This window comes from Mesorhizobium sp. B1-1-7 (genome assembly GCF_006442705.1).
GTDB classification, from domain to species: domain Bacteria; phylum Pseudomonadota; class Alphaproteobacteria; order Rhizobiales; family Rhizobiaceae; genus Mesorhizobium; species Mesorhizobium opportunistum.
In genome coordinates this window covers 14,950-33,890 of record NZ_VFWQ01000020.1, presented here as the reverse complement: position 1 = coordinate 33,890, position 18,941 = coordinate 14,950, and the positions used below count along the sequence as shown (strand labels likewise).

Here is an 18,941-nt window from a genome sequence, read left to right as displayed (position 1 = left end):
AGCGTGCGGGCTATGTATCGCTGTTTCCGCGGCTCGGCGAGCCGTCATTCTGCCGTTAGTTGGTAAGGCCGATCTCACGCATCTTGACGTAGACGATCTCATCGGGTTCGCCGGTCTGCGGCAACCCGAACAGCGACTGGAATTCCTTGATCGCCGCCTTGGTGCGGGCGCCTACGACCCCATCCAGTTGCATGTCGTCATTGCCGAACGCCTTCAGTCCGGCCTGGATCTTGACGATGCGAGGATCAGGCCCCTGCAACGCTGCATTCGTCTCCACGTCATTCTGCCCGGAACTTGTCTGCAAGGACACCGGAACGGCGGCCGGCGTGTCCGGACGCGGCTGCGGTTTCGGCACGGCGGCGGTCTTCGGCGTCGCGCCCAGTTGATCCAGCAGCAGCGCGTCGATCTCGCCGGAGGCGTTGAGCCCGACCTTCTGCTGGTAGGCTTCTATGGCCTTGCGCGTATTGGGGCCGGAAATGCCGTCGACCGTGCCGGAATAGAAGTCGAGGTCCTTCAATATGCCCTGCACCTGCTCGACCACCGGATCGCCCTTGATCGGGGCGGGCACCGCATTCGGCCGCACGATGTTGATCGTGGTCTCGGGCTCGTCGATGGCCGTATGTGGAAATCCCTGGAAGCTGCGGGTGGCGAAAAACGCCCCGGCATGCGGGAAAGGCTGATACCACAGCGCATTCGCCGAGACATAGAACAGCGTCACCAGGAATGCCGTCGATCCGCCCACCAGGACAGGATTGCGCGAAATCATCCCGCCGACGGCAATGGCACCGTCCTGGAAGGCATTGCTGCGGCGTTTGACCGCCTTAGGCTGTCTTGCGGAGCGAGCCATCCCTGTCCCCTTTCGCCCTCATCGCCGGCATCGTCAGCACTCCGATCTGATTGACGGGGCGTCCCTTCGGCCCGTTGACCGGCAGGCTGATGGTCACCGTGGTGCCCTCGCCCGGCATGCTTTCGATCGACATCGTGCCTTCGTGCAGCGCGACCAGGCCCTTCACCAGGGAAAGACCAAGACCGGTGCCCTCGAAACGGCGGGTGTAGTCATTCTGGATCTGCATGAAGGGCTTGCCGAGATTGGCGAAATCCTCCTCGGCGATGCCGATGCCGGTGTCCCTGACCCAGAAATGGAGACGCGAGCCGATCCGCTTGGCGCCGACGACGACATCGCCACCATCAGGCGTGAACTTGACCGCATTGGAAACGAGGTTGATGAGGATCTGCTGCACGGCCCGGCGATCGGCGTTGATGTCGCCGGCGTCCGGCGCGATCTGCGTCTGCAGGTCGATGTTCTTGGCTTGCGCCTGCAGCCGCATCATCGACTGGCACATTTCCACGGCTTCCATGAACCGGAACGGCTCCGGTTCCGTTGCGTAGGCGCCCGATTCGATCCTCGATACGTCGAGTATGGATGTCACGACGGCCAGCAGATGTTGGCCGGAATCGCGCACCAGGCCGACATATTCCTTCTGGCGCGGGTCCTTGAAGGCGCCGAACATCTCGTGCAGCAGCATGTCCGAGAAGCCGATGATGGCATTCAACGGCGTGCGCAGTTCATGGCTCACCACCGCCAGGAACCGGCCCTTGGCCACTTCGGCGGCGGCCGCCGCCTCATTGGCCTGCGCCAGTTCTTCGCGCAGCCGGGCGGTCTCGTCATTCTCGCGCAGGACAAGCGTGAAGACATCGCCCTGCTCCTCACCGCGCACCAGTTCGAGCGCGAACGGCCGATAATTGTCAGCCATCAGGCGATTGTCACCTTGGCCATTCCCGTTCTGCGGCAGCCTGATGCGCAGTTCGAGGCGGCGCGACAGGGCGCCATCGCGCATGTCGGCCAAGGCGCTGAGATAGGCGACACGGTCGGACAGATGGACGCGATCGAAGAAACCGGTCCCCGAAAGCAGCTCCGGCGGCAATTTCAAAAGCGTGCGTGCCCTGGCCGAGGCGTCCAGGACTTCGCCATGGCGAGCGACACGCAGGACCACCGCATCGATGATGTCTTCCAGCCGATCCCCGGTATCGACTCTATCGGCCGCACCGGCGGTATCGCGAAACGCCGCTACGCGCGGCACGACCGTGAGTGCCCAGGCCAGCGGCACCAGCCAATGCCAGGCGGCGATCTGCGCGCCCGCGAATGGAAGGAAGGCCGCGGACAGCGGCTGAAGGGCAATGGCGACGACGGCCGAGGCAGCCCCCCAAAGTGCAGCACGCCGCGAGGCGCCGATCCACCAGGCTTCAAACGGCAGCGCCACGACAAGCATGGCGACAGGAGAACTCAAGCCGCCGGCGGCACTGATAAGGCCACCAAGCGCAACAGCCGCCATCGCCAGTGCGATCCGTGCCGCCACGGCCATCTTGCCTGTCGCCGCCGCCAGCAGGGCGATGAACCAGCACAGACCGAAGGCCGCGAAGATGGCGGCCATGGTCACCGCGGCGCCCATGCCTGACGTCACGAGCGTGACCGCGGCACCGGCGGCAAAGAATGGCGCCGCCAGCATGACGCCGATGAAGCGGCGCTGGCGCTCGCGGTCGCCCTGACCGAGAATGGAGGGATGGACCATACGTTCGCAACCGGCGGCAATCGCGCCAGGCAATTCAGCGTATCTGGCCTTGATCGGCATCAACTCAACGCACTCGCACTCGTCGTGAACAGCTCTGCTTCCGCAGATTGTTTTGATTGGCTCTGAAACTCTCATCCAGCGTTTAAGGAATGGATAAGGGCAGGCCCGACCAAAGCCCGGCCTGTGTCAAATATCGGGATGCTTGCCGTCGAAAACCCGGGCAAATGCCGCCATAGTAAATGGAGGGTTATCCGGGAACGCCCGCCCACAGTGGACCAGTGGTGGGCACGAAAACGCTCGAGTTCTAGAAAAGCGCAATGGAAACAGCCAGATAAATGGTTATTGGTCGGTAACGAAAATCGTCCCGATATGAGACAAATCCATCGCAAAACGCTTCGTTTCGAATTTGTCTAAAATTTGAGGAAAATTGTCGGCTGACCCGCAAGCCGTCCTTCGTGCCTGTGTGCCAACATCCTGCCATAAAAGAGGTCATGCCATGTGATGCATGATCCGGTCACGACGAGAGGCAAGGCATGTTCTTCCTGATAAGAATGGCTTTCTGGTTTTCCCTGGTGCTGCTGGCGCTGCCCCTGACTGCCGGTTCCGACGAACCCGGGCAGGAAAGCGTCGGGCCGATCCAGGCCTTGTTCGCGGCGCGCGACGCAGTCGGTGACATTGCCGGCATTTGCGAGCGCAAGCCCGATGTCTGCGAAACCGGCAAGTCCGCCATGCATACCATCACGGCACGCGCCAAGGAGACCGCCAAGATCGCGGCGGCGATGCTGGACGACAAGTCCGCCGGCCCCGACACTTCGACAATGACCGGCAGCGTGGTCGAGAACATCGTGCTGCCCGAGACAGTCAACCTGCCGGTAAAGAATTAAGCCGTCTCGACGGCGCACCGCGGGCCTTCTGCCCTCTCGACGCCCGCGGTGTCCTTGTTTTTTTTCCGTGACGCGGCGCCGCTGGGGTTTTTTCCGTGACGCGGCGCCGCCGGGTCACTATATCCGAGTCATGACGGCCTCGATCCAGACGATCCGCGACGACTTCTCCTTCCTTGACGAATGGGAGGACCGCTATCGCTATGTCATAGAACTCGGCGAAGCATTGCCTCCATTTCCCGATGAGGAACGCAACGCCGCCAACAAGGTGCCCGGCTGCGTCAGCCAGGTTTGGCTGACCACCGAACGGGGACCGGGCCCCGATCCGGTCATTGCGTTCAGGGGCGATTCCGATGCCCATATCGTGCGCGGACTGGTCGCGATCGTCTTGGCGCTGTTTTCGGGACGGACCGCCAGTGAAATCCAGAAAACCGATGCCGAAGCGACGCTGAAGGCGCTCGGCCTGGACGAACACCTGTCGCCCCAACGCGCCAATGGCCTCCGCTCAATGGTCAAGCGCATCAAGCGCGATGCCGAGATGGCGCTCGAACAGACCGCCTAAGTCCCCTGTCCGTCTAGATCACCTGTCCGTCTACCAAGCCGCAAAATCAAACGGCGCCCGAAGGCGCCGCTGATGTCGGTTAAGCCTGACGAGGAGCGACTACCGCGCCTTGCGCTTGCGGCCGAGGCCCATCTTCTTGGCGAGCTGTGAACGAGCCGCCGCGTAGTTCGGGGCAACCATCGGATAGCTCGGGTCGAGGTTCCACTTTTCGCGATACTGCTCCGGCGTCAGATCATAGTGGGTCATCAGGTGACGCTTGAGCGACTTGAACTTCTTGCCGTCCTCGAGACAGACGATGTAGTCGTCATGGACGGAGCGTTTCGGGTTTACAGCCGGCTTCTGCTTGTCGGCGGGGGGCTGCTCGGCGGTTCCGCCCACACGCCCGAGGGCAGCGTGGACATCGGATATCAGGTTCGGCAGTTCGCCAACCGGCACCGGATTGTTGCTGACATAGGCAGCCACCACATCGGCGGTGAGCTCGATCAGCGCTTCATTGTTTCGGGAAGGTGATTCGACAATATCCATGGTCTTCAGGCCCCAACAAGAGTGACGTCGATTGTGCCCATTTTTGCAGGCAGGGCATTGCACGAATTTTGTGCAGGTAGAGCTTCTGCGATTCGTGTCGCGGGCACATCAATGCGGCCATGGATCAAGTAAGTCAATTCACTCACTGCATTATATCTACGAATGTTGATCAACTATTCGTCGTTCAGCTTCAATCTTTCGTGCATCATGTAATTTTTCGATATTTTTTCGGCCAAACGGGCAAAGGCTGACGCCGCGTCAGCTCGCCGTTACATTCGCGATAACTCACGAAACGGGTTTGAATGCTCGGCTTTGCTTGGCGATCGCGCTTGCAAGCTTGGTTGTTCACATCTGTCCACGAAACCACAGGTTGCTGATCGTCTTTTTCGCGCAGGGCAACCAGCCGAGATGTCCGCCGGCCGGCCGCCTCGATTGGCCACTTGCCAAGCCGTGAATACGGTCGCATGAGACTGGCCGGCAAAGACCAGAGACACGGGCAGCGAGACGCAATGACCAAGACTTCCGCATTTCCATCCGTCAGTCCGCCGGCGCCCGAGAAGCGGCCGGTTACCGACACGCACCACGGCATCACGCGAACGGATGAGTATGCCTGGCTTCGGGCCGACAATTGGCAGGAGATGTTCCGGGATCCTTCCCTGCTCGATGCGGGGATACGCGCCGAACTCGAAGCCGAGAACGCCTACCAGTCGAAGCTGATGGCCGATACGACAGGCCTTAGGAAGCAGCTCTTCAAGGAGATGAAGGGCCGCATCAAGGAGGATGATTCTTCCGTCCCCATGAAGGACGGGCCTTATGCCTATGGTTCTTCCTTCAAGCTTGGCGGCGAGCAGCCGCGTTACTTCCGCATGCCGCGCGACGGCGGCACCGAGCGGATCCTGCTCGACGGCGACGCGGAAGCGGAGGGCAAGGCCTATTTCCGGCTCGGCGGCGTCGATCATTCAGCCGACCACGCCAAGCTGCTGTGGGCCTTCGACGACAAGGGCTCCGAATTCTACACGCTGCGCGTGCGCGACCTTGGCGATGGCAAGGAACTGGCGGACCAGATACAAGCCACAGGCGGATCTGGTGTGTGGGACGCCGGCAATGACGGGTTCTTCTACACCCGTCTCGATCCCAACCACCGGCCGTCGAAGGTGCTGTTCCATGCATTGGGACAGAACCCTGAGGACGACCGCCTGATCTATGAGGAGACCGACCCCGGTTTCTTCATGAATGTCGATGGCACCCGCAACAACGAATGGATCATGATCGGCATCAACGATCACGAGACTTCGGAATACCGGCTGTTGAGCGCAAGCGATCCTTTTGCCGAACCCAAGCTTGTTTCGGCGCGCGAGACCGGCCTTCAATATGAGCTGGAGGAAGGCGGCGACATTTTCTTCATCCTGACCAATGCGGACGGGGCGAAGGACTTCAAGATCATGACGGCGCCGGCAAGCGATCCGGTGCGCGCCAACTGGCAGGAGCTGGTGCCGCACGAGCCGGGCCGGCTGATCCTGTCGGTGATCGGTTTCAAGGACCATATGGTCCGGCTCGAGCGCAAGGAGGGCCTGCCGCGCATCGTCGTGCGCGATCGCGCGAATGGCGAGGAGCACCTGATTTCTTTTGATGAAGAAGCCTTTTCGCTCGGCCTTTCAGGGTCGTACGAATACGACACCGAGACCATGCGCTTTTCCTATTCGTCGATGACGACGCCGTCGCAGGTATTCGACTACGACATGCGCACGCGCGAGCGGGTGCTGCTCAAGACCCAGGAAGTGCCTTCCGGCCACGACCCGGACCACTATGTCACGAGGCGCTTGATGGCGCCCGCCGCCGATGGCGAACTGGTGCCGATCTCGCTTCTGCACCACCGCGACACACCGCTGGATGGATCCGCACCTTGCCTGCTGTATGGCTATGGTTCCTACGGCATCGCCGTGCCGGCCGCCTTCAACACCAACTGGTTCTCGCTGGTCGATCGCGGCATTGTCTTTGCCATCGCTCATGTCCGTGGCGGCAAGGACAAGGGCTACGGCTGGTACGATGACGGCAAGCGTGAGCACAAGATGAACACGTTCACCGACTTCATCGCCTGTGCGCGCCACCTCGTTGCCGAGCGCTTTACGGCGCATGACCGCATCGTCGCGCAAGGCGGCTCGGCCGGCGGCATGCTGATGGGCGCCATAGCCAACATGGCGCCGGACTGTTTCGGCGGCATCGTCGCAGAGGTTCCGTTCGTCGACGTGCTCACCACCATGCTCGACGCGACCCTGCCGCTGACCCCGCCTGAATGGCCGGAATGGGGCAATCCGATCGCGTCAGCCGACGACTACCGGACGATCGCCGCCTACTCGCCCTACGACAATGTCGCGGCGCTCGACTACCCGCCGATCCTGGCGCTCGCCGGCCTCACCGATCCGCGCGTCACCTATTGGGAGCCGGCCAAATGGGTGGCGCGGCTGCGCGACCGCAAGAGTGGCGACAATCCAGTGCTGTTCAAGATCAACATGGATTCCGGCCACGCCGGTGCTTCGGGCCGGTTTTCACGCCTGGAAGAGATAGCCTATACCTATGCCTTCACACTGAAGGTGACGGGCAAGGCCCAGCTTGCCTAGGAGACCCGCCAATGATCGATCTGTCCACATTGATCGCCTATGTCGCCGTTGTGTTCGGCTTTGTCTTTATTCCGGGCCCGGCCACCCTGCTGACGATTGCCCGGGCAACGAGTTCGGGCACGAAGGTCGGGATCGCAACGGGTGCCGGGATCGCGGCCGGCGACATGTTTCACACAGCCATGGCGATGGTCGGCATCTCGGCCGTCATCGCCACCTCCGCGACGCTGTTCAGCGTCGTGAAGTATATCGGCGCGGCCTACCTCGTTTATCTCGGCATCCGCGCGATCATCGAAAAGACGCCCGCCGATCCGACCGCCGGCAAGCTTGCGATCTCGGCCGGCAAGGCATTCGGGCAAGCTATCCTGACCGAAGTGCTCAATCCCAAGACCCGCTTTTCTTTCTCGCCTTCCTGCCTCAGTTCGTGCGGCCTGAAAACGGGTTGGTGATGCTCCAGTTGATGACACTCGGGGTGATCTTCGTTCTGCTGGGCCTTTTCAGCACGGTCGTTTTTGCGGTGAGCGCCGGGCGGCTCGGTACCTTCCTGCGCCGAAACCCGACGGTGCTGAAATGGCAGGGCAAGGTTGTCGGCGGCATCTACTGCGCCTTGGGTGTCCGCCTGGCCCTGCAACAGCGCTGACGGCGGGCGCTCTCCCGCCAGGCGCGACGATCATGATCTTTTGAATTCCGCGCTGCTGATTTCCGCTCGCAATTGCGACGGTCGCGCGCTACCCAAAGCACGATTTCCCCGGGCGATGAGGCCCACATTCGCACAAGGGTCCACTATGCTGCTCGTCGACGTCTATCTCGACAAATCGCCGATCCAGGGTATCGGCGTCTTTGCCAAGAACCACATCCCCAAGGGCACACTGATCTGGAAGCTCGACCCCCGGTTCGACCGGATCATCGACGTGGAAACCTATGAGGGCGAGACGGGGCCGGTGAAGAACTATCTGGACCGCTATTCCTACCCCGACAGGCGCGATCCGGCCTATATCGTCTTCGAAGCGGACGATGCCCGCTACATGAACCATGACGACGAACCGAATTGCGACGTCTCCTCGCCTGAGGAAACCTATGCCTTGCGCGACATCGCAGCGGGCGAAGAGTTGACCTGCAACTACAATCTTTTCTTCGAAACGGGTTTTGATTTCCTCGGCGACCGGCACCTGTGATCCGACGCCTGAAGCCGCCTGGGGCGGACGTAGATCAATTCGCAGCCGGCTTGCGCGCCGGATAGCCGTTTGGATGTGGCGGTACAGCCTTGAGGTAAGCGGCGATGGCCGCCCGATCCTGCGGCGTCAGCTCGGCCATGTTGCGCTGCACGTCGACCATGGCGCCGCCGACGGAATCGAAATCCGGCGTGAAGCCGGTCTCGAGGTAGTTGGCGATGTCGGATTCGGACCAGTTGCCGATGCCGCCCTCGCCCGACGTGATGTTCGGCACGACGCCCTTGCCTTCGGCGGCGACGGCGCCGGCCAGCCATTCACTTTTCCTGGTGCCGCCGGCAAGGTCACGCGGCGTATGGCATTCGCCGCAATGGCCGGGCCCCTCGACCAGATAGCGGCCAGCCATCACCGGTTCAGGCGTGCCATCGGGTAGAGGAATGACCGGCTGATCGCTGAGATAGAGGCGCTTCCACAGGCCGATGCCACGTCGGATGTTGAATGGGAATGCCAGCGAGTTGTCCGGCGCCTTGCCAGCGACCGCGGGCAGCGTCTTCAGGAAAGCATAGAGGTCGGCAATGTCGGCCGGATTCATGCGCGCGTAGGAAGCGTAGGGGAATGCCGGATAGAAATGCCGACCCGAGGGCGACACGCCCTTCAGCATGGCGTTGGCGAGATCCTGGAGCGACCATGCGCCGATGCCGTCCTTGGGATCTTGCGAAATGTTGGGGGGAACGAAGGTGCCGAACGGCGTCTTGAGTTCGAGGCCACCGACCAACTGAAGCCGGGCATCGCCTTGCGAGCCCGGTTTTGCATGGCAGGAGGTGCAGCCGCCGGCGTAGAAAATGCGCTTGCCCTTGGCTGCGTCACCTGGCCCAAGCTTGGCCAGGGCCTGCGTGTCCAGCGTCGTCGGCGCCGACAGGATCCAGCCTGCAACCGCGCCGACGCCACCCAAGATGATGAGGGCGCCGACGAGTTTTTTCAGCCGGGACATTGCCCGCTATCAGCCCTTCTTCACGCGATAGGTCTGGTGGCAGGTGCCGCAATCCGAGCCGATGGCGCCGACTTGCGCTTTCAGCGCGTCGACGTCGGCGGGAGCCGCCGCGACCGCCGCCTTGACGTCGGCAAGATACTTGTCTTCGGTGGCCTTGAAGCCGGCCATGTCTTCCCAGATTTTTGGCGCCGCCGTCGTGTCGCCGGTATCGCTGCCTTTCGGGAACATGGCATCGGCGTCGAACTTCTCGGCATTTGCTTGCAGCGCCTGAAGTTGCGTCAGCACGGCCGCGGCATCAAAGGGCTCGTCGCCCTTGGCCACTTTCGCCAAGCCGCCGACGATCTTTCCGCGCTCCTTCATCAGGGCCTGCCGGTCGAGGATCGGATCGGCAAAGGCGGCCGAACCGGCGAAGGCGAGCATTGAGATGGCGATGACAAGCTTTCTCATTCATTTGGCTCCATGATGAAGGCGTTTCGGGACGAAGCGTTAACGGATGCGACGGGTGGAATATTCCCCTTCGCCTGGATGATTTTTGCTGTTGGATTTCGGCGCAGAAAAAGAAAAGCCCCGGGGTGCCGGGGCTTCTCTGACGATAGATCACTTCGCCTTTTCGTACATCTCCAGGACGTGGTCCCAGTTGATGAGGCTGTCGACGAACGCCTCGAGATATTTCGGCCGGGCGTTGCGATAGTCGATGTAATAGGAATGTTCCCAGACGTCGACGCCGAGGATCGGCGATGCGCCGTGGACGAGCGGATTTTCACCGTTCGGGGTCTTCGAGATCGCCAGCTTGCCGTCCTTGACCGAGACCCAGGCCCAGCCCGAACCGAACTGCGTCGTGCCGGCGGCGATGAAGTCGGCCTTGAACTTGTCGTAACCGCCGAGGTCGCTGTCGACCGCCTTCTGCAGTGCGCCGGGCAGCTTGTTGCCGCCGCCGCCCTTCTTCATCCACTTCCAGAAATGGATGTGGTTGTAGTGTTGCGCGGCATTGTTGAAGAGACCGGCATTCTTGCCGAACGACTGCTTGACCACCTCTTCGACCGACAGATCGCCCAAGCCGGCCTCGGCGGCCAGCTTGTTGCCGTTATCGACGTAGGCCTTGTGGTGCTTGTCGTGATGATATTCCAGCGTCTCCTTCGACATGTAAGGCTGCAAGGCCTCGTAGTCATAGGGCAGAGCGGGCAATTCGAAAGCCATGGATGGTACTCCCTCGTGGAAAAATCCGGTGTCCGTACCGGAGTAAGATAGGTCTGGGTTGAGCTGGAACAACTCCGGAATGAAGCGCCAGTTCCCTTTCTAGGCGGGTTCCGGAAAACTGTCACACGGTTTTCCCGCGGCGAACCGGGCAGCGACAAAACGACCGGACCGGCGCCTCAGCCGGTTGTCGCCGAATGCGCCCAGTCCCAATAGAGCTCGCGCGCCTTCTTGGCCACCGGCCCGGGTTGCAGGTCGCGGTCCTCGATGCGGGTGATCGGCACCACCTTAGAATGGTTTCCGGTGGAGAAGATCTCGTCCGCCTCCAGGAAATCGCGCACGCACAACGTCTTTTCGGTGGTTTTGAAGCCATACTCGCCAAGCAAATTTATCGTGCGCGAGCGAGTGATGCCGGACAGGAAGGTGCCGTTCGGCGCCGGTGTAAAGACATGACCGTCCTTGACCAGGAAGATATTCGAGGTGCCCGTCTCGGCGACGTTGCCCAGCATGTCGAGCACCATCGCGTTGTCGAAGCCGCGCATCTTGGCCTCGAGAATGGCACGGCCATTGTTGGGGTAAAGGCAACCGGCCTTGGCATTGGTCGGCATGGTTTCGATGGTCGGGCGCCGGAACGGCGACACGGTCACCGAAAAACCGGACGGCGGGATCATCGGCGATTCGTAGAGGCAAAGGCAGAAACGGGTCGAGGCAGGATCGGCCGGCACGCCCATGTAGCCGCCATGCTCGGCCCAGTACATCGGCCTGATGTAGACAGCCGTCTTGCCGTCGAATTTCTTCAAGCCGTCCCAGGTCAACCCGACGATCTGCTCCGGCGTCATGTTCGGCTTGAGGCCGAGCGCGATCGCCGAGGCGTTCACTCTCTTGGCATGAAGGTCGAGGTCGGGCGCCACGCCTTCGAACCAGCGGCCGCCGTCGAACACGCTGGTGCCAAGCCACATGGCGTGGCTGCGCGGCCCCAGGATGGCGACGTTGCCCTCGTACCAGTCGCCATCGACGAAAGTCCATGTCGCGGATTGCGCTGCAGCCGCCAGTGTCATCGCGTTTTTCCCGTTCCGATCAATCGTATTGTAGCATTGGATGATGCTTTGGCCGGCGCCGTCAACCGGCATGGGGGAGTTTTGTTGAGGCCAGAGGCAGGGGCGATGCAATCGGGACTTGCACCTTGCCCCGCCTCGCCCCAAAACTGTTCCATGCAATACGCGGCCTATGTTTTCGACGCCTACGGCACGCTGTTCGACGTGCATGCCGCGGTGCGCCGCCATGCCGACCGGATCGGGCCGGACGGCCAGTTGCTGTCCGAAATCTGGCGCGCCAAGCAGCTCGAATATTCCTGGGTGCGAACGTTGATGGGCGCCTATGCCGATTTCTGGCAGTTGACCGAGCAGGCGCTCGATTTCGCCCTGCGCAAAGTGCCCTCGGCCGATCCAGGGCTCAAGGCGAACCTGCTGGAAGCCTATTGGCGGCTGGATTGCTATCCCGAAGTGCCGGCGGTGCTGAAAGCGCTCAAGGCTTCGGGCGCCCGGCTGGCGATCCTCTCCAACGGCTCGCCCGAAATGCTGCAGGCCGCGGTCAAGTCCGCCGCGCTCGACCAGGTTCTGGACGATGTCTATTCCGTAGATGCGGTGCGGCGCTTCAAGACCGATCCGGCGGTCTACGACATGGTCGCCACCGGCTGGCGCCTCTATCCCGGCGCGGTTTCCTTCCAGTCCTCCAATCGCTGGGACATCGCAGGCGCCACCAAATTCGGCTTCCGCACGGTGTGGATCAACCGTTCCAACCAGCCTGAGGAATACCGGGACTTTCCGCCGGCCTTGATCCTGCCGAGCCTCGAAGCCCTGGTATCCGGCGGCTAGGCAACAGGCTGTTGCCGGCCACAGGCTGTGGCCATGGCGCCACAGTGACGACGCGGTCACAGCTTCGCCTTTGTTTGTCCACGTTCGGGCCAGATTCGGAACCGCCTATCGCGCCAGGTGTTGTCAGGCACCCGCAACAGCGGTCGGTGTATTCACGCTTTGTTGGAATTTGAGTCCTAAAGAAGGCAACTATGTCCATAACCGAAATCGAATCCTTTCGCCTGAGCCGTCGCGGCTTCCTCAACGCCGCCGCCCTGGGCGCCGCCTCGATCGCGGTTTCCGCATGCGCCACCACCGGGCCAGGCCCGGTGGAACCGCCGCCGCCCACCTATGTCGAGCCGCCGCTTGCCGATTATGCCTCGATGTATGCGGCCGTCAGCGATGGCGGCTTCGATCTGCCGGCCATCCCCGTCGACAGGATCGATCCGCAGTTCCTGCGCCAGATCGTTCCCGACCCGACCGGACAGAAGCCGGGAACCATCGTCGTCGATACGACAGGCCATTTCCTCTATCTGGTCCGTCCGGGCGGCCAGGCCATCCGCTATGGCGTCGGTCTCGGCCGTGCCGGCTTCGAATGGTCGGGCGACGCCGTCGTCCAGTGGAAGCAGAAATGGCCGAAATGGACACCGCCGGACGAAATGATCGCCCGGCAGCCTGAATTGAAACAGTACAGCGCCGACAATGGCGGCATGCCCGGCGGGCTGAAAAACCCGCTCGGCGCGCGCGCGCTCTATCTCTTCCAGGGCAATGTGGACACGCTCTACCGCTTGCACGGCTCGCCGGAGTGGCGCTCGATCGGCAAGTCGGTTTCGTCGGGCTGCGTGCGCTTGATGAACCAGGACATCATCGATCTCTACGACCGCGTGCCGTCGAAGTCACCGGTCATCGTGACCAGCGATGCCAGGCAGCCGATGGTTGCGGCGGCGACGGCAAACCACAAGGCCATTCCGATCGACGCCGGCGTGCCGGACGGATCGGTACTGCTCGGGCCGGTCAAGGCGATCACGGATTCGATTTTCTGAGTCGGCAACATCTATGGAGGGCTACGGCGCCATGTGTCCAGCGGACGCGCGGCGCTGTACGGAGTAGGGCCTTGGCGCCCTCCCCAGCCGGAAGTTCAGCGTCCCCTCGACAGGCTCCCCAAGATCCCGCGCACGATCGCGCGTCCGACAGATGAGCCGACCGAACGCACGACCGACTTAATCGCGGCCTCGGCCACGGTCTGGCGGTTGGAGGGGCGCGGCGCGGGTGCCCGCCTGCCGCCGGATTGCGGCGGATCGTCATTGCCGAAGCCCGGGATAGTCCAGCGCGAGCCGCCTGTGCCAGCCTGCTGCGCCTGCTGTTCGGCGTCCTGCGCCTCCTTGGCTTTCTTCTGTAGCATCTCGAAAGCCGATTCGCGATCGATGACCTCATCATACTGGCCGACGACCGGGCTTTCAGCGATCAGCTTTTGCCGCTCGGCGGGGGTTATGGGCCCAAGCCGCGACGAGGGTGGGCGAATCAAAGTGCGTTGCACCATGGACGGCACGCCCTTGGCCTCCAGCGTCGAGACCAGCGCCTCGCCGGTGGCGAGCTGGGTGATGGTTGTGGCGCAGTCGAAATCGGGGTTCGGCCGGAACGTCTCGGCCGCCGTCCTCACCGCCTGCTGCTCACGCGGCGTATAGGCGCGCAGCGCGTGCTGGACCCGATTGCCGAGCTGGGCCAGGACCTTCTCCGGAATATCCAGGGGGTTCTGCGTGACGAAATAGACGCCTACCCCTTTCGAACGGATCAGGCGGACAACCTGTTCGACGCGGTCGATCAGCACCTTCGGCGCTTCGTCGAAAAGCAGGTGCGCCTCGTCGAAGAAGAACACCAGCTTCGGCTTGTCGGGGTCGCCGACTTCGGGCAGCACCTCGAACAGTTCCGACATCAGCCACAACAGGAAGGTGGCGTAGAGCCGCGGGTTCATCATCAGCTTGTCGGCAGCAAGCACGCTGATGGCGCCGCGCCCGTCGCGGGTGGTGCGCATGATGTCGGAGATCCGCAAGGCCGGCTCACCGAAGAAGTTTGCCGCGCCTTGCTGCTCCAGCACCAGCAGCGTGCGCTGGATGGCCCCCACGGAAGGCTTCGTCACATTGCCGTAGCGCGATCCGATCTCGTCGGCGCGCTCGGCAATGTTGGCAAGCAGCGCCTGCAGGTCCTTCATGTCGAGCAGCAGCAGGCCTTCCTCGTCGGCCAGGCGGAAGGCGATGTTCATGATGCCTTCCTGCGCCTCGGTGAGATTCATCAGGCGCGACAGAAGCAGCGGCCCCATTTCCGAGACGGTGGCGCGGATCGGATGGCCCTGCTCGCCGAACAGGTCCCAGAAGATGACCGGAAATTCCTGGAAGTCATAAGGGTCGAGCTTGACCTGTTCGGCTCGCTTGACCAGGAAATCCTGGGCCGAGCCGATCATGGCGATGCCGGACAGGTCGCCCTTGATGTCGGCGCAGAATACCGGCACGCCGGCATTGGAAAAACCTTCGGCCAAGATCTGCAAGGTGACGGTCTTGCCGGTACCGGTGGCGCCGGTGACCAAGCCGTGGCGGTTTCCATATTGCAGCAGCAACTGCTCGGGACGCTGATAGCTGTCGTCCGGCTTGCGGCTGGCGCCGATGAAAATACTGGTGTCGTCAGCCATGTATCCGGTCTCCGCAAACGGGTGTGTCTAAAGCCAATGGCCAAGCCGCAGGTATAGTCAGGCTGCCGCGCAGCGACAATGCCAAATGTCCGGGCCAAATGTCCGGGCCAAACGTCCGGGCCAATCGTCCAAATCGGACCAATCGCGGAAATCGGATTTATGGAACTTGCGGATTTTGCTGGTGTTTGGCAATCGTTCATGGTTCGTCCACGCAGGCGAACCTATATCTGAAGGGATCGAATTCGAGACCTGGAAGCACATTGCATTGCGATAACCGACCGGGGACCGTAGACTGAAGTGACCCGGGCTGGTGCGGCCACGTAAAGCGAGGAAAATGGATGGGCGCCGGAGCCTTGACCAGGAATGCAGAACCAGCGGATGCCGAGCGCCAGCGATGGCTGGCCTTGGCGGAAAAGGCGCTGGCCGGTGCGTCCTTCGAGGAAAAGCTGGTCTCGCACACCGACGACAACATCCGCATCGAGCCGCTCTACGACCGCGCGACCGGAACCGAGCCGATCGTACGCACCAATCCCCGATCGCCCTGGATCGTCAGCCAGCGCGTCGACGACCCCGATATAGATCGCGCCAAGGCCCAGGCCCTGGAAGACATCGCACAGGGCGCGACCGGACTGTCGCTGGTCTTCGAAGGGGCTCCGAACGCATTCGGCTACGGCCTGCCGAGGACGGCGCAGGCACTGGAGACGGTGCTGGACGGCGTGCCCCTCAACCGCGTCCAGATCCGAATCGACACCCATCCCTGGAGCCGCCCGATGGCCGACTGGCTGGTGGCGTTCCTGAGCAAGCGCCGCTCCGATCCGGCAAAGCTCAACCTTTCGTTCGGCATCGACCCGGCGGCAATCCTTGCCGGAACCGGCCGGCTGCGCATGTCGATCGAGGCGCTGCAGGAATCGATGCCGCAATCGCTGGCGCATTTCTTCTCGATGGGCGTTCCGGGCGTGCTGCTCGAGGCGGATGGACGCGTCTTCCACAATGCCGGCGCAACGGAAGCGCAGGAGCTCGGCATCATGCTGGCTTCGGCGGTCTCGTATCTGAGAATGTTCGAAAAGGCGCGGCAGCCGCTCGTCTATGCCGCACCCCATATCGGCTTCGCGCTCAGCGTCGACCAGGACCAGTTCCTTTCTATGGCCAAGGTCCGGGCACTGCGCAGGCTGTGGGCGCGGGTGCAGGAGGCCTGCTCGATCCCCAATTCCACGGCCAACATCCATGCCGAGACATCGTTTCGCATGATGACCGCCCTGGACCCGGAAACCAACATACTGCGCACGACGATCGGCTGCTTCGCCGCAGCCGCGGGGGGCGCCGATTCAATCTCCATCCTGCCGCATACGATCGCACACGGCCTGCCGGCACCTTTTGCCCGCCGCGTCGCACGCAACGCGCAGTTGATCATGGCCAATGAAAGCCATGTCGATCATGTTGCCGATCCTGCCTTTGGTTCAGGCGCTGTCGAAGCCTTGACCACCGATCTCTGCGAGGCGGCGTGGGCGGAGTTGCAGGCGATCGAGGCTGAAGGAGGTGTGCTGTCCAGCCTTCAGGGCGGGCACATCCAGCGCCGCGTCCGTGCTGCCGCCGCGCGGCGCGACGCCGCCTTCAAGACAGGCGAGCGGGCCCTGATCGGCACCACGCTCTATCCGCAGCAGGGCGAACGTCCGGTCGAGACGCTGGACGCGCAGCATCGGCCAGCCTTCACCGAAGGCATCGTCCTGTGCGAACCGCTGTTTCCCGTACGCATCGACCAATCCATCGGGGTTGCTTCTTGATTCCGGATTTCAGTCAGATCGGCTGGACGCCGCCACGGCGGGCACCCGCCGAGGTCAAGGGGCAGCGGACGACGCCGGAAGGTCTCGCCGTCAAGCATCTGTACAGTCAGGCCGACCTCAAGGGCCTGCCATTTCTCGATACCTATCCGGGCCTGCCGCCCTTCGTGCGGGGCCCCTACCCGACCATGTATGTCCAGCAGCCGTGGACGATCCGGCAATATGCCGGCTTCTCGACGGCCGAGGAGTCCAACGCCTTCTACCGGCGCAATCTGGCCGCCGGCCAGAAAGGCCTGTCGGTCGCCTTCGATCTCGCCACCCATCGCGGCTATGACAGCGACCATCCGCGCGTCGCCGGCGATGTCGGCATGGCGGGCGTCGCCATCGATTCCATGCTCGACATGCGGCAACTCTTCGACGGGATTCCGCTCGGCGAGATGACTGTGTCGATGACGATGAATGGCGCGGTGCTGCCGATCATGGCGCTTTACATCGTCGCCGCGGAAGAACAGGGCGTCGCGCAAAAGGATCTGGCGGGCACCATTCAGAACGACATTCTGAAGGAGTTCATGGTCCGCAACACTTACATCTACCCGCCAAAACCATCGATGCGGATCGTTTCGGACATCTTCTCCTACACGTCGAAGAACATGCCGAAGTTCAATTCGATATCGATCTCCGGCTACCACATGCAGGAAGCGGGTGCGACGGCCGACCTGGAGCTTGCCTATACGATCGCCGACGGCATCGAATATGCCCGTGCCGGTGTTGCGGCGGGCCTTGATATCGACCGCTTCGCGCCGCGCCTGTCCTTCTTCTGGGCGATCGGCATGAACTTCTTCATGGAAGTCGCCAAGCTCAGGGCCGCGCGCCTGCTGTGGGCGACCTTGATGAAGAAGAATTTTGCGCCAAAGGACGAGCGCTCGCTATCGCTGCGCACCCATTGCCAGACGTCCGGCTGGTCGCTGACGGCGCAGGACCCCTACAACAACATCATCCGCACCATGATCGAGGCGATGGCGGCCACGCAGGGCCACACCCAGTCGCTGCACACCAACTCCTTCGACGAGGCGATGGCGCTGCCGACCGACCATTCGGCGCGCATCGCCCGCAACACGCAGCTCATCCTGCAGAAGGAATCCGGCACCACCCGCATCATCGATCCGTGGGGCGGGTCGGCTTACCTCGAACGGCTGACGCACGACCTGGCGGCGCGCGCGCTGACCCATATCGAGGAGGTCGAGGCGCTTGGCGGCATGGCCGCCGCAACCGAGCAGGGCATTCCGAAGCTGCGCATCGAGGAAGCGGCGGCGCGCACGCAGGCACGCATCGATTCCGGCGAGCAGATGCTGGTCGGGGTCAATGCGCATCGGCCGGAGAACGACATCGCGGTCGACGTGCTCAAGATCGACAATGCCGAGGTCAGGGCCCGGCAATTGTCGAAGCTGCAGCGGCTGAAGGGCACACGCGACGTCGCCGCCGTCGAAAGCGCGCTCGACGCGCTGACCCGTGCCGCGCAGGGCAATGAAAACCTGCTGGAATTCGCCATCCGCGCCGCGCGCGCCAATGCCACGGTCGGCGAAATCTCGTTTGCCCTGGAGAAAGTCTTCGGCCGGCACATTGCTACGGTGCAGACCATTTCCGGCGTCTATCGCAAGGCGCTTGGCGACAATCCGGTGGTCGACGGGCTGCAGGACAAGCTCGATGCCTTCGAGAAGAAATTTGGCGGCAAACCGCGCATCCTGGTGGCCAAGATGGGACAGGACGGGCACGACCGCGGGCAGAAGGTGATCGCCACGGCCTTCGCCGATCTCGGCTTCGACGTCACGGTCGGCGCGATGTTCCAGACACCGGAAGAGATCGCGAAACTGGCGGTCGAGCATGACGTCCATATTATCGGCGCCTCATCGCTGGCGGCCGGGCACCTGACACTGATCCCCGAATTGCGTGACGCGCTGAAAAAGCTCGGCCAAGGCGACATGCTGATCGTGGCCGGCGGCGTCATCCCGCCACAGGACTATGAGGCGGTGCTGCGGGCTGGCGCTGCCGAGATCTTCCCGCCGGGCACGGTTATTCCGGAAGCGGCAGATCGGTTAATGGATCGGTTGCTGTCGGCGTAG

General features: G+C 62.5%; 16 protein-coding genes and 1 pseudogene. 9 read left to right on the top strand and 8 right to left on the bottom strand.

Annotated features, from left to right (window positions below; all coding sequences use genetic code 11):
- Positions 1-55: 55 nt before the first annotated feature.
- A complete protein-coding gene (locus tag FJ978_RS27710; RefSeq protein WP_140575770.1) occupies positions 56-847 on the bottom strand; it encodes a peptidoglycan-binding protein in 792 nt (263 codons plus the stop codon).
- Positions 822-2,570 (bottom strand): HAMP domain-containing sensor histidine kinase, encoded by a 1,749-nt coding sequence (locus tag FJ978_RS27705; RefSeq protein ID WP_140575850.1) that lies wholly within the window; start codon positions 2,568-2,570, stop codon positions 822-824. Before FJ978_RS27705 ends, FJ978_RS27710 begins: the two co-directional genes overlap by 26 nt.
- Before the next feature lie 533 nt (positions 2,571-3,103).
- Here FJ978_RS27705 and FJ978_RS27700 point away from each other — a divergent pair.
- Together FJ978_RS27700 and FJ978_RS27695 are read left to right on the top strand one after the other, a co-directional pair.
- On the top strand, positions 3,104-3,454 hold the full coding sequence (locus FJ978_RS27700) for a DUF5330 domain-containing protein (protein ID WP_140575768.1): 351 nt from the start codon (positions 3,104-3,106) through the stop codon (positions 3,452-3,454).
- A 130-nt stretch (positions 3,455-3,584) separates the two neighbouring features.
- Complete coding sequence (locus FJ978_RS27695; protein WP_013896463.1) at positions 3,585-4,013, top strand: SufE family protein; 429 nt, start codon at positions 3,585-3,587, stop codon at positions 4,011-4,013.
- Positions 4,014-4,112: 99 nt separating this feature from the next.
- On the opposite strand, the gene FJ978_RS27690 is transcribed toward FJ978_RS27695, so the two are convergent.
- Complete coding sequence (locus tag FJ978_RS27690; RefSeq protein WP_013896464.1) at positions 4,113-4,538, bottom strand: MucR family transcriptional regulator; 426 nt, start codon at positions 4,536-4,538, stop codon at positions 4,113-4,115.
- A 509-nt stretch (positions 4,539-5,047) separates the two neighbouring features.
- On the opposite strand from FJ978_RS27690, the gene FJ978_RS27680 reads away from it, so the two are divergent.
- The 3 genes and pseudogenes from FJ978_RS27680 to FJ978_RS27670 all read left to right on the top strand — a co-directional run bounded on the left by FJ978_RS27680 (position 5,048) and on the right by FJ978_RS27670 (position 8,328).
- A complete protein-coding gene (locus tag FJ978_RS27680) occupies positions 5,048-7,156 on the top strand; it encodes a S9 family peptidase (protein ID WP_140575756.1) in 2,109 nt (702 codons plus the stop codon).
- Between the two features lie 11 nt (positions 7,157-7,167).
- A pseudogene (locus FJ978_RS27675) lies at positions 7,168-7,793 on the top strand (LysE family translocator).
- A gap of 145 nt (positions 7,794-7,938) precedes the next feature.
- Positions 7,939-8,328: an SET domain-containing protein-lysine N-methyltransferase gene (locus FJ978_RS27670; RefSeq protein ID WP_013896467.1), complete on the top strand. Its 390-nt coding sequence runs from the start codon at positions 7,939-7,941 to the stop codon at positions 8,326-8,328.
- 34 nt (positions 8,329-8,362) lie between these two features.
- Here the strand turns inward: FJ978_RS27670 and FJ978_RS27665 are convergent, their stop codons facing one another.
- From FJ978_RS27665 to FJ978_RS27650, 4 genes are all read right to left on the bottom strand, one after another.
- A complete protein-coding gene (locus FJ978_RS27665; RefSeq protein ID WP_140575754.1) occupies positions 8,363-9,313 on the bottom strand; it encodes a cytochrome c in 951 nt (316 codons plus the stop codon).
- A gap of 9 nt (positions 9,314-9,322) precedes the next feature.
- Positions 9,323-9,760 carry a cytochrome c gene (locus FJ978_RS27660; RefSeq protein ID WP_013896469.1) on the bottom strand — a complete coding sequence of 146 codons (438 nt, stop codon included), beginning with the start codon at positions 9,758-9,760 and terminating at the stop codon, positions 9,323-9,325.
- A 150-nt stretch (positions 9,761-9,910) separates the two neighbouring features.
- Positions 9,911-10,510, bottom strand: coding sequence for a superoxide dismutase (locus FJ978_RS27655; protein WP_013896470.1), 600 nt, complete (start codon positions 10,508-10,510; stop codon positions 9,911-9,913).
- Between the two features lie 176 nt (positions 10,511-10,686).
- Positions 10,687-11,565, bottom strand: coding sequence for a branched-chain amino acid aminotransferase (locus FJ978_RS27650; protein ID WP_013896471.1), 879 nt, complete (start codon positions 11,563-11,565; stop codon positions 10,687-10,689).
- Positions 11,566-11,718: 153 nt separating this feature from the next.
- Between FJ978_RS27650 and FJ978_RS27645 the strand changes: the two genes are divergently transcribed.
- Positions 11,719-12,381 carry a haloacid dehalogenase type II gene (locus FJ978_RS27645; protein ID WP_013896472.1) on the top strand — a complete coding sequence of 221 codons (663 nt, stop codon included), beginning with the start codon at positions 11,719-11,721 and terminating at the stop codon, positions 12,379-12,381.
- A gap of 191 nt (positions 12,382-12,572) precedes the next feature.
- Entirely contained in the window at positions 12,573-13,403 is an 831-nt protein-coding gene (locus FJ978_RS27640) for a L,D-transpeptidase (RefSeq protein WP_013896473.1), read from the top strand.
- A gap of 95 nt (positions 13,404-13,498) precedes the next feature.
- Here the strand turns inward: FJ978_RS27640 and FJ978_RS27635 are convergent, their stop codons facing one another.
- Entirely contained in the window at positions 13,499-15,043 is a 1,545-nt protein-coding gene (locus tag FJ978_RS27635; RefSeq protein ID WP_140575753.1) for a helicase HerA-like C-terminal domain-containing protein, read from the bottom strand.
- Positions 15,044-15,381: 338 nt separating this feature from the next.
- Between FJ978_RS27635 and FJ978_RS27630 the strand changes: the two genes are divergently transcribed.
- On the top strand, positions 15,382-16,824 hold the full coding sequence (locus tag FJ978_RS27630) for a methylmalonyl-CoA mutase subunit beta (RefSeq protein ID WP_140575751.1): 1,443 nt from the start codon (positions 15,382-15,384) through the stop codon (positions 16,822-16,824).
- Positions 16,821-18,941, top strand: a complete 2,121-nt coding sequence (gene scpA / locus FJ978_RS27625) for a methylmalonyl-CoA mutase (RefSeq protein ID WP_140575750.1) — start codon at positions 16,821-16,823, stop codon at positions 18,939-18,941. The genes FJ978_RS27630 and scpA overlap by 4 nt, the downstream gene beginning before the upstream one ends.

What these genes read in the sequence shown, in the direction of transcription:
- FJ978_RS27645 (WP_013896472.1), top strand. Translation starts at nt 11,719, where the DNA reads ATGCAATACGCGGCCTATGTTTTCGACGCCTACGGCACGCTGTTCGAC.
- FJ978_RS27710 (WP_140575770.1), bottom strand. Translation starts at nt 847, where the DNA reads ATGGCTCGCTCCGCAAGACAGCCTAAGGCGGTCAAACGCCGCAGCAAT.
- FJ978_RS27670 (WP_013896467.1), top strand. Translation starts at nt 7,939, where the DNA reads ATGCTGCTCGTCGACGTCTATCTCGACAAATCGCCGATCCAGGGTATC.
- FJ978_RS27705 (WP_140575850.1), bottom strand. Translation starts at nt 2,570, where the DNA reads ATGGTCCATCCCTCCATTCTCGGTCAGGGCGACCGCGAGCGCCAGCGC.
- FJ978_RS27655 (WP_013896470.1), bottom strand. Translation starts at nt 10,510, where the DNA reads ATGGCTTTCGAATTGCCCGCTCTGCCCTATGACTACGAGGCCTTGCAG.
- FJ978_RS27690 (WP_013896464.1), bottom strand. Translation starts at nt 4,538, where the DNA reads ATGGATATTGTCGAATCACCTTCCCGAAACAATGAAGCGCTGATCGAG.
- FJ978_RS27650 (WP_013896471.1), bottom strand. Translation starts at nt 11,565, where the DNA reads ATGACACTGGCGGCTGCAGCGCAATCCGCGACATGGACTTTCGTCGAT.
- FJ978_RS27640 (WP_013896473.1), top strand. Translation starts at nt 12,573, where the DNA reads ATGTCCATAACCGAAATCGAATCCTTTCGCCTGAGCCGTCGCGGCTTC.
- FJ978_RS27630 (WP_140575751.1), top strand. Translation starts at nt 15,382, where the DNA reads ATGGGCGCCGGAGCCTTGACCAGGAATGCAGAACCAGCGGATGCCGAG.
- FJ978_RS27660 (WP_013896469.1), bottom strand. Translation starts at nt 9,760, where the DNA reads ATGAGAAAGCTTGTCATCGCCATCTCAATGCTCGCCTTCGCCGGTTCG.
- FJ978_RS27635 (WP_140575753.1), bottom strand. Translation starts at nt 15,043, where the DNA reads ATGGCTGACGACACCAGTATTTTCATCGGCGCCAGCCGCAAGCCGGAC.
- FJ978_RS27700 (WP_140575768.1), top strand. Translation starts at nt 3,104, where the DNA reads ATGTTCTTCCTGATAAGAATGGCTTTCTGGTTTTCCCTGGTGCTGCTG.
- FJ978_RS27665 (WP_140575754.1), bottom strand. Translation starts at nt 9,313, where the DNA reads ATGTCCCGGCTGAAAAAACTCGTCGGCGCCCTCATCATCTTGGGTGGC.
- FJ978_RS27695 (WP_013896463.1), top strand. Translation starts at nt 3,585, where the DNA reads ATGACGGCCTCGATCCAGACGATCCGCGACGACTTCTCCTTCCTTGAC.
- FJ978_RS27680 (WP_140575756.1), top strand. Translation starts at nt 5,048, where the DNA reads ATGACCAAGACTTCCGCATTTCCATCCGTCAGTCCGCCGGCGCCCGAG.